This is a genomic window from Pseudomonas sp. W4I3, from assembly GCF_030816195.1.
Lineage (GTDB): Bacteria > Pseudomonadota > Gammaproteobacteria > Pseudomonadales > Pseudomonadaceae > Aquipseudomonas.
Window position 1 is genome coordinate 816123 of the sequence record NZ_JAUSXS010000001.1, and the last position, 16797, is coordinate 832919.

Annotated in this window: 12 protein-coding genes and 1 pseudogene; all 13 read left to right on the forward strand. The window is 63.2% G+C overall.

The window, feature by feature from the left end:
* Positions 1-20 precede the first annotated feature (20 nt).
* The 13 genes and pseudogenes from QF045_RS03675 (at position 21) to QF045_RS03735 (ending at position 16772) form a co-directional block, all read left to right on the forward strand.
* On the forward strand, positions 21-266 hold the full coding sequence (locus QF045_RS03675; RefSeq protein WP_306491092.1) for a DUF2789 domain-containing protein: 246 nt from the start codon (positions 21-23) through the stop codon (positions 264-266).
* 259 nt (positions 267-525) lie between these two features.
* Positions 526-945 (forward strand): MarR family winged helix-turn-helix transcriptional regulator, encoded by a 420-nt coding sequence (locus QF045_RS03680; protein WP_306491093.1) that lies wholly within the window; start codon positions 526-528, stop codon positions 943-945.
* Positions 942-3020 (forward strand): FUSC family protein, encoded by a 2079-nt coding sequence (locus QF045_RS03685; protein ID WP_306491094.1) that lies wholly within the window; start codon positions 942-944, stop codon positions 3018-3020. Before QF045_RS03680 ends, QF045_RS03685 begins: the two co-directional genes overlap by 4 nt.
* A complete protein-coding gene (locus tag QF045_RS03690) occupies positions 3017-3226 on the forward strand; it encodes a DUF1656 domain-containing protein (RefSeq protein WP_003187469.1) in 210 nt (69 codons plus the stop codon). Before QF045_RS03685 ends, QF045_RS03690 begins: the two co-directional genes overlap by 4 nt.
* Positions 3223-4113, forward strand: a complete 891-nt coding sequence (locus tag QF045_RS03695; protein WP_306491095.1) for an efflux RND transporter periplasmic adaptor subunit — start codon at positions 3223-3225, stop codon at positions 4111-4113. Before QF045_RS03690 ends, QF045_RS03695 begins: the two co-directional genes overlap by 4 nt.
* Positions 4110-5552 carry an efflux transporter outer membrane subunit gene (locus QF045_RS03700; RefSeq protein WP_306491096.1) on the forward strand — a complete coding sequence of 481 codons (1443 nt, stop codon included), beginning with the start codon at positions 4110-4112 and terminating at the stop codon, positions 5550-5552. The genes QF045_RS03695 and QF045_RS03700 overlap by 4 nt, the downstream gene beginning before the upstream one ends.
* Before the next feature lie 82 nt (positions 5553-5634).
* Positions 5635-6267 carry an NADH:ubiquinone oxidoreductase subunit N gene (locus QF045_RS03705; RefSeq protein WP_306491097.1) on the forward strand — a complete coding sequence of 211 codons (633 nt, stop codon included), beginning with the start codon at positions 5635-5637 and terminating at the stop codon, positions 6265-6267.
* A gap of 239 nt (positions 6268-6506) precedes the next feature.
* A complete protein-coding gene (locus QF045_RS03710; RefSeq protein WP_306491098.1) occupies positions 6507-8003 on the forward strand; it encodes a YdgA family protein in 1497 nt (498 codons plus the stop codon).
* A gap of 246 nt (positions 8004-8249) precedes the next feature.
* Positions 8250-10731: pseudogene (gene pgaA, locus QF045_RS03715) on the forward strand (poly-beta-1,6 N-acetyl-D-glucosamine export porin PgaA).
* Positions 10732-10743: 12 nt separating this feature from the next.
* The gene (pgaB, locus tag QF045_RS03720; protein ID WP_306491099.1) at positions 10744-12741 is read left to right on the forward strand and encodes a poly-beta-1,6-N-acetyl-D-glucosamine N-deacetylase PgaB; all 1998 of its coding nucleotides are present in this window, start codon (positions 10744-10746) and stop codon (positions 12739-12741) included.
* Between the two features lie 2 nt (positions 12742-12743).
* A complete protein-coding gene (gene pgaC / locus QF045_RS03725) occupies positions 12744-14084 on the forward strand; it encodes a poly-beta-1,6-N-acetyl-D-glucosamine synthase (protein ID WP_306491100.1) in 1341 nt (446 codons plus the stop codon).
* Positions 14085-14086: 2 nt separating this feature from the next.
* Positions 14087-14569 (forward strand): poly-beta-1,6-N-acetyl-D-glucosamine biosynthesis protein PgaD, encoded by a 483-nt coding sequence (pgaD, locus tag QF045_RS03730; protein ID WP_306491101.1) that lies wholly within the window; start codon positions 14087-14089, stop codon positions 14567-14569.
* Positions 14570-15050: 481 nt separating this feature from the next.
* Positions 15051-16772, forward strand: a complete 1722-nt coding sequence (locus tag QF045_RS03735) for a ShlB/FhaC/HecB family hemolysin secretion/activation protein (protein ID WP_306491102.1) — start codon at positions 15051-15053, stop codon at positions 16770-16772.
* Positions 16773-16797 lie beyond the last annotated feature (25 nt).

Here is a 16797-nt window from a genome sequence, read left to right on the forward strand (position 1 = left end):
CTGCTTATGAGGAGTGCACCATGGAATCGCCTGTACACAGCCTGCCAGCTTTGTTCAAACAGCTGGGCCTGCCGGATGACCCGGTCAGTATCGAGCAATTTGTGGCGGTTCATTCACCCCTCAAGCCCGAGTTGAAACTGGCGGATGCGTTTTTCTGGAGCGACAGCCAGAGGGCGTTTTTGCGCGAGGAAATTCTGGAGGACGCGGATTGGGCAGTGGTGGTGGATGAGTTGAATGTGATGTTGCGGGGCGGGCGAGGCGGTTAAAAAGATGATCGTCCCCCGCTATGTGGGAGGGGGCTTGCCCCCGATAGCGGTGGGTCAGTCAGCAGGTTATCGCCTGTTTCACCGCAATCGGGAGCAAGCCCCCTCCCACATTTCTTCTACAGTGTTGTCACCCAATCACTCCACTTATCCGCGAAAGTGTTTCAAAACTTGACGATCCTACCGTCATCCACCATATTGATAGTTAGCAAACTAACTGTATGCGAACGATCCCGTGCCTCATTCCCTCGAACTACTCCAGATGAACCTCAGCAGCAGCATGGTGGTGGGCGCCCGTAACTGGCGCAAAATCTGCCAGACCACGCTGGTGAGCTATGGCATTTCCGAAGCCTGCGCCGTGCCGCTGTTGATGATCGGTCGTCTGGGCGACGGTGTGCACCAGGTCAAGGTGGCCCAGGCTTCCGGTATGGAAAGCCCGTCGCTGGTGCGTCTGCTCGACCGGCTCTGCAATGACGGCTATGTATGCCGCACCGAAGACCTCCACGACCGTCGCGCCAAGGCCCTGAGTCTCACCGAGCGCGGCCGTGAGCTGGTGCAGGCGGTGGAAGCGCAACTGGTGCGCCTGCGCAAGGAAGTCCTGGTGGATATCGCCGCCACGGACCTGGAAGCCGCACTGCGTGTGCTGCGGGCCTTCGAAGCGGCCGAGGCGGTTACGCCTTGAACGGATTCTTCACTGGCTTTCCGCCCGCGCGCGACTGGTTCTACGGGGTGCGCACGTTCGCCGCCTCGATGATTGCGCTGTACATCGCCATGCTCATGCAAATGCCGCGTCCCTACTGGGCGATGGCCACGGTGTATATCGTCTCCAGCCCCTTTGTCGGCCCCACCAGTTCCAAAGCGTTGTACCGCGCCATCGGCACCTTGATGGGCGCGGCGGCGGCGGTGTTTTTTGTGCCGATGTTCGTGCAGTCGCCCTACATCCTGGTGGTGGTGATCGCGCTGTGGACGGGCACCTTGCTGTTCCTCTCCCTGCACCTGCGCACCGCCAATAACTACGCGCTGATGCTGGCCGGCTACACCTTGCCGCTCATCGCCCTGCCGGTGGTGGATAACCCGCTGGCGGTGTGGGATGTGGCGGAGGCGCGTACCGAGGAGATCTTCCTCGGCATCGCCGTGGCTGCCGTGGTGGGCGCGATGTTCTGGCCGCGTCGCCTGATGCCGGTGTTCGATGGCTCGGTGGCCAAGTGGTTTAGCGACGCGCAGGTCTACAGTCAGCGCTTTCTCACACGCGATGTGGACCCGGAAGCGGTCAGCAGCCTGCGCGGCGGCATGGTCGCCACCTTCAACACCCTCGAATTGATGATCGGCCAGTTGCCCCACGAAGGCGCGCGGCCGCAGACAGTGCGCAACACCAAGGAACTGCGCGGGCGCATGATCCACCTGTTGCCGGTGATCGACGCGCTGGACGACGCGGTGTACGCCATCGAACACCGTGCCCCGGAGTTTCTCGATCAGCTCACACCGCTGCTCAAAGAGGCCAACGCCTGGCTCGAAAGCACCACCCAGGCCGCTCCCCTTGAACGCTGGCGCGAGTTGCGCGACAAGATCGACGCCGCGCAACCCCAGGGCGAAGCGCTGGACGATCGCCACACGCTGCTGTTCTCCAACGCCTTGTACCGCCTCGGCGAATGGGTGGACCTGTGGCAAGACTGCCGCAGCCTGCAAGCCGCCATCGGGTGCGAAAGCCAGGACACCTGGCGCGCCGTTTACCGCCACTGGCGCCTGGGCCGGCTCACGCCCTTCCTCGACCGTGGCCTGATGTTCTACTCGGCGTTTTCCACCGTCACCGCGATTATCGTGGCCTCGGTGCTGTGGATCCTGCTGGGCTGGACCGACGGCGGCAGCGCGGTGATCCTCGCCGCCGTCGCGTGCAGCTTTTTTGCCTCGATGGATGACCCCGCGCCGCAGATCTACCGGTTCTTTTTCTGGACCGCCATGTCGGTGCTGCTTGCCAGCCTGTACCTGTTCCTGGTGCTGCCCAACCTGCACGATTTCCCCATGCTGGTGCTGGCGTTCGCCGTGCCGTTCATCTGCATCGGCACCCTCACCGTGCAGCCACGGTTTTACCTGGGCATGCTGCTGACGCTGGTCAATACCTCATCGTTCATCAGCATCCAGGGCGCCTATGACGCGGATTTTCTCAACTTCGCCAACGTCAACCTGGCCGGCCCCGTGGGTTTGCTGTTTGCCTTTATCTGGACCCTGATCGCCCGGCCCTTCGGTGCTGAACTGGCGGCCAAGCGCCTGACCCGTTTCAGCTGGCGCGACATCGTCAGCCTTACCGAACCTGCGACCCTGGCCGAACACCGGCACATGGCCGCGCAAATGCTCGACCGCCTGATGCAGCACCTGCCGCGTCTGGCCCTCACCGGCCAAGACACCGGCACCGCCCTGCGCGACCTGCGCGTGGCGCTGAACCTGCTCGATCTGCTCGCCTATTCGCCGCGCATCCTCGGCGTACCTCGTGTGCTGCTCAACCAAGTGGTCGAAGGCGTGGGCGGTTATTTCAAGGCCTGCCTCAAGGCCGGTGAACGCTTGCCGGCGCCCAGCGGTCTGCTGATGACCCTGGACCGCACGCGCCGCGCCCTCAACGGCCAGGGCCTGCAAGACGCCGAAGACACGCGCCTGCACCTGCTGCATGCACTGGCCGGCCTGCGCCTGGCGCTGCTGCCTGGCGTGGAATTCATTGGCGGGACAGAGATGCAAGCGCCGTTACCGGATGGAGCGCCTTTATGATCGGTGACCTGGATATCAGCGGCGTATTCCTGCCCACGCTGCTGGTGCTGATGGGCATTACGTATGTGTTGTTTCTGGTGGTGCACGGGTTGTTGACGCGCATGCACTTCTATCGCCTGGTCTGGCACCGGGCATTGTTCAATGTGGGGCTCTACGCGCTGTTGCTGGGCGCGGTGGACTCACTCAGTCGATACCTGATGACATGAAAAAACCTTTTTTGACCATCGGCCGTGTAGTCCTGACGTTACTGATCGTGAGTTTCGCGGTCGTCGTCGTGTGGCGCATGGTCATGTACTACATGTTCGCCCCCTGGACCCGTGACGGGCACATCCGTGCCGACATTGTGCAGATCGCCCCGGACGTGTCCGGGCTGATCCAGCGGGTGGACGTGCGCGACAACCAGTTGGTGACCAAGGGCCAGGTGCTGTTCGCCGTCGATCAGGACCGCTTCAAGCTGGCCCTGCGTCAGGCCCAGGCCGCCGTGGCCGATCGCCAGGAAACCCTGGCCCAGGCCCAGCGCGAGTACAAGCGCAACCGTGGCTTGGGCAACCTGGTGCCCAGCGAGCAACTGGAAGAAAGCCAGTCCCGCGTGGCCCGTGCCCAGTCAGCCTTGGCCGAGGCGCAAGTGACGGTGGATTCCGCCCAGCTCAACCTCGACCGCTCGGTGATCCGCAGCCCGGTGGACGGCTACGTCAACGACCGCGCGCCGCGCACCCAGGAATTCGTCACCGCCGGGCGCCCGGTGCTGTCGGTAGTGGACAGCAATTCCTTCCATATCGACGGCTACTTCGAAGAAACCAAGCTCGACGGCATCCGCGTCGGCATGGGCGTGGACATCCGCGTGATCGGCGACAACGCCCGTCTGCATGGGCATGTGCAAAGCATCGTCGCCGGTATCGAAGACCGCGACCGCAGCAGCGGCTCCAACCTGCTGCCCAACGTCAACCCGGCGTTCAGCTGGGTGCGCCTGGCCCAGCGGATTCCCGTGCGTATCGCCTTTGACGATGTGCCGGCGGACTTTCGCATGATCGCCGGGCGGACGGCGACGGTGTCGATCATCGACGACAAGACCAACGACGGAGCCCAGCCATGAAGCAACTGCTGGCCACCGCTGCGCTGGGGGTATTGCTGTCGGCCTGCCAGGCGGTAGGCCCGGACTACTCGCTGCCGGACACGGCGGCCATGAACCGAGGCGACCTGCAAGGCGCCATCGCGGGGCAGGGTAATAATGTAGTGTCGGCGCCCGTGCCGACAGACTGGTGGAAGCTCTACAACGACCCGCGCCTGGATGAGCTGGTGCGCCAGGCCATGGCCTCCAACACCGACCTGCGCGTGGCCGCCGCCAACCTGCAACGTGCGCGCTACCAGACCCAGCAGGCTGAATCCGCAGGCGGCTGGAGCGCCGGCGCCAAGGCCGAAGCGCAGCGCCTGCAGGAATCGGGCGAAGCCTTCTTGCTGGCCGACAAAGTGCCGGTGGGCAACATCGGCAGCGTGGGCATCACCACCTCGTACCAGTTCGACCTGTTTGGCACTTTGCAGCGCGGCATCGAAAGCGCCCAGGCCAGCGCCGATGCGGCCCAGGCGGCCGCCGACATCGCGCGCATTACCCTGGTGGCCGATGTGGTGCGCTCCTACACCCAGGTCTGCGCGGCCAACGAAGAGCTGGCAATCGCCAACGAATCTCTCGACCTGCAAGCCCAAAGCACCAAGCTCACCCAGCGCCTGCGCGACGCCGGGCGTGGCGATGAAACCCAGGTGACGCGCTCGCAAACCCAGTACAAATCCCTGCGCGCCGATATGCCGCGCTACGAAGCGGCGCGCCAGGCGGGGCTGTTCCGTTTGTCGATGCTGCTGGCCAAACCGCTTGATCAACTGCCGGCCGGTACCGGCAGTTGCGCCGAGCTGCCGCACATTGCTCAGCTGTTGCCGGTGGGCGACGGCGCGGCGCTGCTCAAGCGCCGCCCCGATGTGCGCCAGGCCGAACGCCAATTGGCTGCTGCCACCGCGCGCATCGGCGTGGCCACCGGCGCCTTGTATCCGGACATCGCCATCGGCGCCACCGTGGGCACGGTCGGCTTGCTCGACAACCTCGGCCAACCGGCGACCAATCGCTGGGGCTTTGGCCCGATGATCAGCTGGACGGTGCCGACCAACGGCGCCCGCGCGCGCATCCATGAAGCCGAAGCCGCCACCCAGGGCGCTCTGGCGCATTTCGACGGGGTGGTGCTCAACGCCATCCGCGAAACCCAAACGGGCCTCGCGCAGTACACCGCCATGTTGCAGCGCCGTGAGGCGCTGGCCGACGCCGAACGCTCGGCGCATGAAGCGGCGGACCAGACCCACCGCTTCTTCCAGGCCGGGCGCGAGTCGTTCCTCGCCGACCTGCAAGCCACCCGCACCTACACCGCCATGCGCGCGCAATTAGCGGAGGCCAACACCCAGGTTGCGATGAGCCAGATCGATCTGTTCCTGGCCCTGGGCGGCGGTTGGGAAAGCGGACGAACGCACGGTGTAAAACCCGGCAAACCATGAGGTGATTGCTATGCTTTGTCAGGTGAGGCGCCGTGAAGCCTCGCTTGACACTGCTCGCGTTTGCTCATGGGGATTGCATGCAATGAAAAACCCTTATGCTCCCGCTTTCTGGTGCGTGCTCTTCGCACTGGTGCTGCTATCGGCCGCGTATTTCTACGGGGTCATGCTCGCCCACCAACTCGACAAGGCCATGGTGTTTCTCGACAGCGCCTGCCTGGTCATCGGCACCTTGTCCATCGGCGTGGTGGCCTGGGCGTCCTATCAAAACCAACGCGTGAAGCGCAAATTGCTGGAGCAGGGCAAGACCCGCGTCGCGATCTGGGACACCAAGGTTGCCCTGCGCCGTGTCGAAACCGTGTTCGACCGCTATTTCTGGGGCAGCTATTGGCAACCCGGTCGCACGTTCCAGGAAGTGATGGGCGACCTCACCGGCACGCCCCTGGAAAAAAGCCTCGAAGTGCTGAAAAAGCAGTGCGTGGTGCTCGACCGGCAGGTCGCGGAGGGCAGGCACTGGCTCAATAACGCGCGGGAATTATCCGATGTCGCCACGCAAATGGCCCGTGAGCGCTACCAGCTGGACTTCTGCGACCCCAAGGCCGACACCCCCGGCAATGCCGTGATACACCGCGAGTTTGAGGTGTTGGTCTACACCTGGACGGCGCGTCTGAAGAGTTTTGATCACCAACTGGACGAAATTGAGCTGGAGTACTCCTGAACTCCTGCTGAACTGATCCCTCTGAAAGGCTGGGCCGTTTACGCCCGCCAGTGCTAATCTTCCCCCGCCTTTCGGCCATACGGGCCAGTATTGTAGGAGCGAGCTTGCTCGCGAAAAACTCATCGACACCGCGGTTATTCAGAATGCACGCGTTATCGTTGACGTTCTTCGCGAGCAAGCTCGCTCCTACAGTTCAAGGAAGACAGCCCTCTTCTCACAGGATTTGATCAGGTCACTTCATGAATAAGCCAGCAGTCGTTCTTTTGGGTTTCGTTGTCGCCGTTGGCGTCGTCAGTGCAGGCGGCGCCTGGTACACCGGCAAACAGCTGGAGCCGGTTCTGCAAACCGCGATCCAGAACGCCAACAAGGAACTGCAGACCTCCATGGCCGGCGTTGACGGCAGCGTGTCCCTGGAGCTGGTGTCCCTGGACCGTGGCGTGTTCAGCAGCACCGCCCACTACCGCCTCAAGGGCCAGGGCAGTGTGTTCGGCGAGCAAAACCCGAACCCCGAGCTGCTGTTTGTCGACCATATCGAACACGGCCCGCTGCCGTTTTCGCGCCTGGTCACCCTGAAGTGGCTGCCGGTCATGGCCACCAGTCACTACGAGCTGGAAAAGAACGCCACCACCGAGCAATGGTTCTCCGCCAGCAAAGACGTGTCGCCGCTCAAAGGCGTGGCCAATATCGGCTACAGCCGTTCGGTCAACGGCAACGTCGAGCTGTTGCCTCTGGAGTTCAAGGATGACAAGTCTTCGGTGAGCTTCTCCGGCGCCAACGTTGAGTTCGACAGCAGCGCCGAAGGCCAGAAGGTCAAGGCTGACGGCTACATGAACAGCCTCAAGATCGCGGCCGTCGATGCCAATGGCGATGCGTTCGAAGCCGAACTGGCCGGCCTGACCGTCGCCAGCAACCTGGCCAAGTCCACGTTCGGTTTCTACACTGGCCAGAACACCGTCGAGCTGACCGACACCAAGGTCACCTTCGGTCCGCAGAAAACCGTGCTGACCCTCAAGAGCTTCGAGCAGAAAGATTCCAGCGAGACCAAGGACAACAACCTGGCCGGCCGCGTCGACTACAAGATCGACGAAATCGGTTACCAGGGTAAGCCTGTCGGCTCGGCCGCCATGGCCGTCAGCATGAAGAACGTCGATATCCCGGCGATGCTGGTGCTGACCAAGCTTTACCAGGACAAGATGCAGCCGGTGCAAGCCGCCGCCGCTGCCGGCCAACCCGCGCCGGAGCTGCAACTGACCGAAGCCGAGCAGACCCTTGCCGAAGCCAATATCAACCAGATGCTGGCCGCCAAGCCGCAACTGGCGGTGGAAAACCTGTCGCTGAAAACCACCCACGGCGAAAGCAAGTTCAATTTCGTGCTGGACCTGGCCAAGCCGGCCTCCATGGAACTGCCGCCGGTTGAGCTGGGCAAGCAGATGATCTCGCTGCTGGACGCCAACCTCACCCTGTCCAAGCCGATGATTGGCGATGTGGCCGCGCTGCAGGCGCAGGTCGGCGGCGTGACCGACCCGAAAGCCATCGAACAGCAATCGCAGATGGCGGCCGAGATGGTCAGCGGTGTGGCGGTTGGTACTCAACTGGCAACCCTGGAAGGCACCGATGTGGTCTCCAAGCTGCACTACGCCAACAACGAAGTGACCCTCAATGGCCAGAAGATGACCGTCGAGCAGTTCATCAGCTTCGTCATGTCCAAAGCTGGCGCCATGGGCGGCGGCCAGTAAGCCAGCCTGAAATGCGGTAAAAAAATGTGGGAGGGGGCGAGCCCCCTCCCACATTTGTTTCTGTGCCTGGCAAAAATTCCCTTTCTGCCAATTCTGAACAATTGTTCTGAATTACCCTGGCCACTGGCTGGCTAAGAGATAGTTCCTCACAGGAAAGCTAGGTCGGGTCCCGAGACGCCGACACCCTGATGCCTCTCGCTCAGGATCACCCATCGTTGCGGCTTTCCTTGTAAGGAAGCCGACGACATGTTGCCAATCCATTCACTCAGCGCTTCAGGCCGGTTGCGGCTGCTCATCGCAGCAGCCCTGTGCAGCCAATTGCTCATGCCCGGCTATGCCCTGGCAGACCCCCGCCTATGACGCCCTGATCATCCAGGCCCGCAACGGTCACTTCACGCCGGCTCTGACGCAGCTGCGCCAACTCTCCGCCGAACGCCAAACCCCAGGGCAGGTCAGCGATCACCTGGTGATTGCCGGTTGGGCCGGGCAGGACGCCGAAGTGCTGCAGGTGTACGAAGCCCAGGGCAAACATCGCAACCTCAGCAGCCAGGCGCTGGCCACGGTGGCGCGCACGTATCGCAACCAAAAACAGTGGGCCCAGGCCGAGACGGTCTACCGCCAGGCGCTGTTGCGCGAACCGAATAATATCGACCTGCAACTGGGCCTGGCACTCACCCAGGCCGATGGCGGCAAAGCCAGCGAGGCGGTGCAACGCTTGCGCGCGCTGGTGGCCGCGCAACCGAACGATCCTAACCGTCGCATGGCCCTGGGCTATGCGCTGAGCCGTGCCGGCTTGAACTACGACGCGCTGTTTGAATTCGACCAGGCGTTTATCCGCGCCGGTGACAAGCCCGACGTGGCGCGTGAATACATCGTCGCCCTGCAAAAGGCCCGCTTGCCGGAAGCCGCGCTGCGCTTGTCGGCCAAGCGCCCGGGCCTGGTGGACGCGGTGACCCAGCGGCGCCTGGAAGGTGACCTGGCCGCCGAGCGCGTGCGCATCGCCGAGTTCGCCACGCGCACGGAAAAAGAACGCTACGTGGTGGCCGACCGCGCCATCAACGACTACGACCGACTGATCGCCCGCTGGGCCCCGGACGCCAGCGCCCATGACGACGTGGTGCGCTGGCGCATCGACCGCCTGGGGGCGCTCAAGGCCCGGGCGCGCACCGCGCAGGTGATTCGCGAGTCCCAGACCCTCAACAGCGAAGGCGTGCAGTTGCCCACTTACGCGGTGCGTTGGGTCGCCGCGTCGTACCTCGACCAGCGCCAGCCGGAAAAAGCCGAACCGCTGTATCGCCAGGTGTTGAACGCACCGGATGCCGACGCCAGTTACCGCGTCGACGACAGCACTGCGTTGTTCTACGCGTTGCTTGAAAGCGACAAGGTCGAGGACGCCCGCCAGGTCGCCGACACCCTCGCCAAAGAGCAGAAACCCCGCGTCGAACTCAAGGGCCTGCCGATCGGCAACCCCAATGACAATTGGATGGACGCGCAACAGCTGTCTGCCCAGGCCGGCACCTTCGGCGGCGACCTGCCGGGCAGCGAAGCCAGCCTGGAAGCCTTGGTGGCCAAAGCGCCGGGCAACGTCGGCCTGCGCCTGGCCCAGGCCGACATGTACCGCGCCCGCGACTGGCCGCGCCGCGCCGAAGGCACCCTCAAGGAAACCGAAGCCCAGGCCCCGCGCGACATCGGCCTGGAAGTTTCCCAGGCCTACACCGCCATGGACCTGCAGGAGTGGCGCCAGATGGACGCCCTCACCGACGATGTGGTGGCGCGCAACCCGGACAACCGCCAGGTGCAACGCCTGAGTCGCCTGCGCGATGTACACGACATGGCCGAACTGCGCGTCGAGGCCTACACCGGCAAAAGCTACGGCGGCGGCAATAACAACGACACCGGTGCCGTGGCCGGTAGCCGCGACTGGGGCATCGAAAGCGTGATCTACACGCCGCCCATCGACGAAGACTGGCGCCTGTTCGCCGGTGCCGGCTACGCCACCGCCGACTTCAGCGAAGGCACTGGCCAGCACCGTTGGCAGCGCGTGGGTGTGGAGCGGCGCACCCGCGACATGACCCTTGAGGCCGAAGTGTCCAACCATTCCTACGGCGATGGCTCCAAGCAAGGCGCGAGCGTGTCGATTGCCCGCGACATCAACGATCACTGGCAGTACGGAGGCAGCCTCGGCTACCTGCTCAGCACCACGCCATTGCGCGCCTTGAACGACGGCGTGACGGCCAACGGCGGCAGTGGTTTTATCCGCTGGCGCGCCAATGAAAGCCGCGAATGGAAACTGACCCTCAGCCCGTCGCACTTCAGCGACGGCAACGACCGCTTCGAAGCGCTGCTCAGCGGCCGCGAGGGCATTTACAGTTCGCCCCATGTGCAAGTCGACCTCGGCCTTGAAGTCGGCGCCAGCCGCAACAGCAAGGAAGACACCGCCTACTTCAACCCGAAGTCGGACTTCACGGTGTTGCCGGTGATCAACATCAATCACGTGCTCTATCACCGCTACGAGACCCAGTGGAGCCAACAGTTCCAGATCGGCGCGGGTACCTACAGCCAGCGTGACTACTCCACCGGCGGCATCGGCCTTATCGGTTACGGCCAACGCTTTCGCTGGAACGACGTACTGGAAATGGGCGCCAACCTCAGCCTGATCAGCCGACCTTATGACGGTGATCGCGAACGCGATCTGCGCCTGCTCGTCGACCTCACTTACCGTTTCTAGAAGAGCCTGACCATGACCGTCCTCAGCCGTTGCTTGTTGGTCCTGGGTGTAATGCTGGCCGCCGCCTGCGCCCAGCAACCCGCGCCCTATACCCCACCCGCGCAGCGGCCAACCGCGCCGAACGAAGCGCCGTGGCCGAAAAACCATTTCCTGGGCATTGCCTACCACGACGTCAGTGATCGCGACCCCGATCAGGCGGTGGTGGCGGTGCGCACTGAGCGCTTGATCGAGCAACTGGCCTGGCTGCGCGAGAACGGCTACCAGGCGGTCAGCGTCGACCAGATCCTGAAGGCGCGCAACGGCGGCCCGGAGTTGCCGCCCAAGGCGGTGATGCTCAGCTTCGACGACGGTTATGCGAGCTTCTATACCCGTGTGATGCCGATTCTGCGCGCCTACCAGTGGCCAGCGCTGCTGGCGCCAGTGGGCTACTGGATCGACACGCCGCTGAACAAACCGGTGGACTTCGCCGGCTCACCGCGCCCGCGTGGAGAATTCCTCACCTGGCAGCAGATTCGCGAAGTGTCCCAATCGGGTTTGGTGGAGATCGCCGCGCACACCGACGACAACCACAAGGGCATCCTGGCCAACCCCCAGGGCAACCTGGAGCCGGCGGCGACCTCGCTGCGTTTTGATCCGGCTACTGGCCGCTATGAAAGCCAGGCGCAGTTTGACGCACGGATGCGTGCCGATGTGGCGGCCATCTCCAACAAGATCCAGACCGTCACCGGCAAGAAGCCACGGGTCTGGGTGTGGCCGTACGGCGCGGCCAAGGGCACTTCGCTGGCGATCGTCAGCGAGCAGGGCTATCAGATGGCCCTCACCCTGGAGGACGGCCTCGACAACCTCGACAACCTGATGAACAGCCCGCGCTTTCTGGTGGCCTCCGACCCGGACGGCGAGCACTTCGCCAACAGCATCGTCGCGGCGCAAACCCCGGCGCCGCTGCGCGTGTTGCACGTGGACCTGGATAACGTTTACGACCCCGACCCGGCCCAGCAAGCGCGCAACCTCGACCAGCTCGTCCAGCGCGTCGTCGACATGGGCGCCGGCACGGTATTCCTGCAAGCCTTCGCCGACCCCAAGGGTGACGGCCTGGTGCATTCGCTTTACTTCCCCAACCGTCATTTGCCGGTGCGCGCCGACTTGTTCAACCGCGTCTCCTGGCAGTTGCACACCCGCGCTCATGCCGCGGTGTATGCGTGGATGCCGGTGCTCAGTTTCGCCCTCGACCCCAAGCTGCCCCGCGTAAGCCGTTGGGACCCGCAAACCGGCAAGCTGGGTGCCGACCCCGATCAGTACAAACGCCTGTCGCCGTTCGACCCGCAGGTGCGCAAGATCATCGGCGAACTCTACGAAGACCTCGCCCGCAACAGCGCCATCGACGGTGTGCTGTACCACGACGACGCCGTGCTCTCGGACTTCGAAGACGCCAGCCCCGCCGCGCTCAAGGCGTACGCCGCCAATGGCCTGCCGGGCAGCATCGCCGCCTTGCGCGCAGACCCGGCAACCCTGCAGCGCTGGACCCGCTTCAAGAGCCGCTACCTGATCGACTTCACCCAGGAGCTGACCACCAAAGTCCGCGCCATCGCCGGGCCGCAGGTGCAGACCGCACGCAATATCTTCGCCGAGCCGATGCTCAACCCGGCCAGCGAAGCCTGGTTCGCGCAGAACCTCGATGACTTCCTGCAGGCCTACGACTGGACCGCGCCGATGGCGATGCCGCTGATGGAGGGCCAGTCCCTGGAAAACTCCAACGCCTGGCTGGAAAAGCTCGTCGCCACCGTCAAGGCCCGCCCCGGCGCGCTGGAGCGGACCGTGTTCGAACTGCAAGCCAAGGACTGGCGCACCCAGGCCGCCCCCGATATCGACGCTGCGCAAATGACCGAATGGATGGGTGTGCTCAAACGCCAGGGGGTCAAGAGCTTTGGCTACTACCCGGACAACTTCCTGGAAAACTCGCCGGACCTCAAGACCGTGCGTCCGGCCATTTCCAACCAGTGGAATCCTTGATCATGTTCGACAGAATCCTGGCTTTATTCGTGTTGGCGCTGGTACTGGGCGTGCCCCTGGGCCTGATCTTCCTGGTTACCGGGCAGTTCCTGATGGACTTCGTGTTTTTCTACCCGTTGTTCATGTCCGCGTTGTGGATCGCCGGCGGCCTGTACTTCTGGCTGCACTGGGAACGCCACTGGCCGTGGAAGGAAGACACCCCGGCGCCGACCCTGGCCGGCGAGCCGCTGATCTCGATCATCATCCCTTGCTACAACGAGGGGGATAACGTCGCCGACACCATGGCGGCCGCCTTGGCCCAGGTGTATCCGAACATCGAAGTGATCGCGGTCAACGACGGCTCCAGCGACAACACCGCCGCCGTACTCGACGCGCTGGCGCTGCAACACCCACGCCTGCGCGTGCTGCACCTGGCGCAGAACCAGGGCAAGGCCGTGGCCCTGCGCATGGGGGCAGTGGCCGCGCGCAGCGAATACCTGGTGTGCATCGATGGCGATGCGTTGCTCGACAAGAACGCGGCGGCCTACATGGTCGCGCCGATGCTCGACAACCCGCGCCTGGGCGCCGTGACTGGCAACCCGCGCGTGCGCACACGCTCCACCCTGATCGGCCGGGTGCAGGTGGGCGAGTTCTCCTCGATCATCGGCCTGATCAAGCGCACCCAGCGCGTGTTCGGGCGGATCTTCACGGTATCGGGCGTGGTGGTGGCGTTCCGTAAAAAGGCGCTGGACCGCATCGATTACTGGAGCACCGACATGATCACCGAGGACATCGATGTCAGTTGGAAGCTGCAGCTCGACCACTGGGCGATCTTCTACGAGCCGCGCGCGCTGTGCTGGATCCTCATGCCTGAAACCGTCGGTGGCCTGTGGAAACAGCGCCTGCGCTGGGCCCAGGGCGGCGCGGAAGTGCTGTTCAAGAATATCCGCGGCATCTGGCAATGGCGCCATCGCTACCTGTGGCCGCTGCTGTTCGAATACTGCCTGTCCACCGGCTGGGCCTTCACCTTTCTGCTCTCGGTGTTGTTCTGGGGCCTGGGTAAATTCGTGGTGTTGCCCCAGGCGATTACCGTCGACTCCCTGGTGCCACCGGCGTTTACCGGGCTGGTGCTGGCGATGGTGTGCCTGCTGCAGTTCGCGGTGAGCATCCTGATCGACCGGCGTTATGAAAAAGACCTGTGGAAAACCCTGTTCTGGACCGTCTGGTACCCGATGGTGTTCTGGCTGGTGAGCCTGTTCACCACGCTGGTCAGCTTTCCCAAGGTGTTGTTCAACCAGCACCAGAAACGCGCACGCTGGGTCAGCCCGGACCGTGGTATCAAACCTGCCCAAGAGGAGGCGTGACGATGAAATTGGTCAGAACCCGCCAGAACCTGGTGATGTGGATCATCGATGTGCTGCTCACGCTGCTGGCTTGGGGCGGCCTGGTCTGGCTGCTGGCCCGGGGCATGAGCGCCATGCTCGAAACCCACGGTGGCCCACGCCTGGAAGCGCCGATCTTCGCCGCGCTCAACACCTTGCAGACTTACCTGTGGATCGCGCTGTTCAACGCTGTGATCCTGATCGCCTGGGCGCGCTACCAGCAACGCAAAGGTCGCAAGTTCGCCCAGCGTCGCGCCGAAGCGAATGCCCTCAGCGACCAGCACCTGAGCAAAAGCTTCAACCTCGGCGAGGGCGACCTCGAACAACTGCGCCGCCCCGGCGTGCTGGTGATCCACAACGATGAAGAGGGCGGCGTGGAAGGCGTGAAGTCCCACGTGTCCCGCGACGTCGAACGCCCCGGCCTGGCCCTGGTGCCCGGCGCTGAAAAAGACAAGGGCATTGGCTAGGCATCTTTAATGGTGTGAATACCCAATGTGGGAGGGGGCTTGCTCCCGATAGCGGAGTGTCAGCCACAAATATCTGGCTGATACACTGCCATCGGGGCAAGCCCCCTCCCACATAGGCCCTTTCAAATTTCAAAAAGTGGTGGTGGTTCAAACCCTGCTGCTGGAATTCCGATAAGTGGGATCCAATTCACAAAACCCTCGCGAACTTTCCTCCAATCCTCGGTACTAACCCTAACTCGACGACACCTGATGGCCAAATAATGGCGATCATCGCTGATCAGTCGAATCACCATCGAAACAGCCGCCGCCGGTCGGATTAAACGTCTCAGCAATCCCGCCGGAAGCTGTTCGATGAATATTTATTCTTATTAATCAAAAAGTTAGTCGGATAAACGCGCTCGAACACCCAACAGCCCCAGCGTATTGGACGGCTGCAAGTTCGATGTTAGTTTGCCGGCCCTTGATTTTCGACGGATCGAACATGCCTCTGTTAATGCCACGGACTCGGTTTCTTCTATGCACCGTCCTGCTCACTTGCCTGGGCTTGAACACTGCATTTGCTGCCCCCACGCCCGGCGACCAGGACCTGATCCGCGACCGTCAAAACCGCCTGCTCGAAGAGCAGCAACGGCGCCTGCAGGAACTCCAGGACCTGCCCGGCAAAGCGGCCAAACCCGAAGCCCCGGCCGCGCCCGCTGACACGCGCTGCTTTCCGATCAAGAACATCGAACTCAAAGGCGCCGACAGCCTGCCGGCCTCCGACCGCGAGCGTCTGCTCAAGCCTTATATCGGCCAGTGCCTGGGCGTGGCCCAGCTCAACGAACTGCTCAAGGCCATCACCGACTATTACCTCGGCAAAGGCCGCGTCACCAGCCGTGCCTACCTGCCGCAGCAAGACCTTTCCAGCGGCCACCTGCAAGTGCTGGTGGTGGAAGGCAAGCTCGAAGCCCTGAAAAGCGCCGAGGGCAGCACGGTGACCGAGCGTGAATTGGCCATGGCCTTTCCCGGCAAGGTCGGCGAAGCGCTGAACCTGCGTGAAATCGAGCAACTGGTGGACCAGCTCAACCGCCTGCCGTCCAAACAGGCGCAGATGGAGCTGACCCCCGGCAGCCAGGTCGGCGGCAGCGACGTGGTGGTCAAGAACACGCCGCAAAAGCCCTGGCGCGCCAGCCTGTCGCGCAATAACGACGGCCAGAAAAGCACCGGCGAACAACAATGGGGCGCCGGCCTTGAGTGGGACAGCCCGCTGGGCCTGGGCGACCAGCTGATGCTGCGCGGCGGTCACGATGCGGTCAGCGACCACCAGAAAACCTCGAAAAACACCCTGCTTTACTACAACGTGCCGTGGGGTTGGTGGAACTTCAGTTACACCTACAGCGACAGTGATTACCGCGCGCTCGGCTACACCGATACCTTCAAGTTCAAGCAGTCGGGCGATAACGAAAACCATCAGTTGCGCGCCGAGCGCGTGATTCATCGCGACGATGTGAGCAAGACCTCGGTCAACGTCGGCCTCGCCCACTTGCGCACCAACAACTACGTCAATGACGCTCACCTTGATACCAGCAGCAACCGCCTCAGCGAACTGCAACTGGGCATCAACCACGGCCGACGCATCGGCAGCGCGTTCGTCAACCTCGACCTGGGCATGCAAAGCGGCATTGGCCTGCTCGACGCCCAGTCGCAGGAAGAGCGTGACTCCCTGGGCCGCCGCCAGCCGAATTCGCGCTACCGCAAATACACCGCCACCCTCAGCTACCTGCAACCGTTCAGCCTGTGGGGCGAGTCGTTCAGTTTTTCCAGCCTGGCCACCGGCCAACGCAGCGAAGACATCCTCTTCAGCCCACAACGCATGAGCCTGGGCGGCTCCGCCTCGATACGCGGTTTCAAGGACCAGCAACTGACCGGCGACAGCGGCGGCTACTGGCGCAACGAAGTGCGCTGGGCGCGCCCGGTGACCCTCGACTGGATGCGCCCGGCCTTCGCCGAATACGGCGCCAGCGTCGGCTACGACCAGGGCGTGATCAGCAACGACCGCTACAACGACAACCTGCATGGGCGGGTTTCCAGCAACTCCCTGGAGCTGTTCGCCCGTGGCAAACACGTCAGCACCAGCGTGACCTTTGCCCATTCGTTAGAAAGACCTGGCGTGATCACCGAGCGCGAAGCGCCGATCTATTTCCGCATGGACTTCTTCCTGTAATTCAACGCCCCGCTGCAATGAGAAC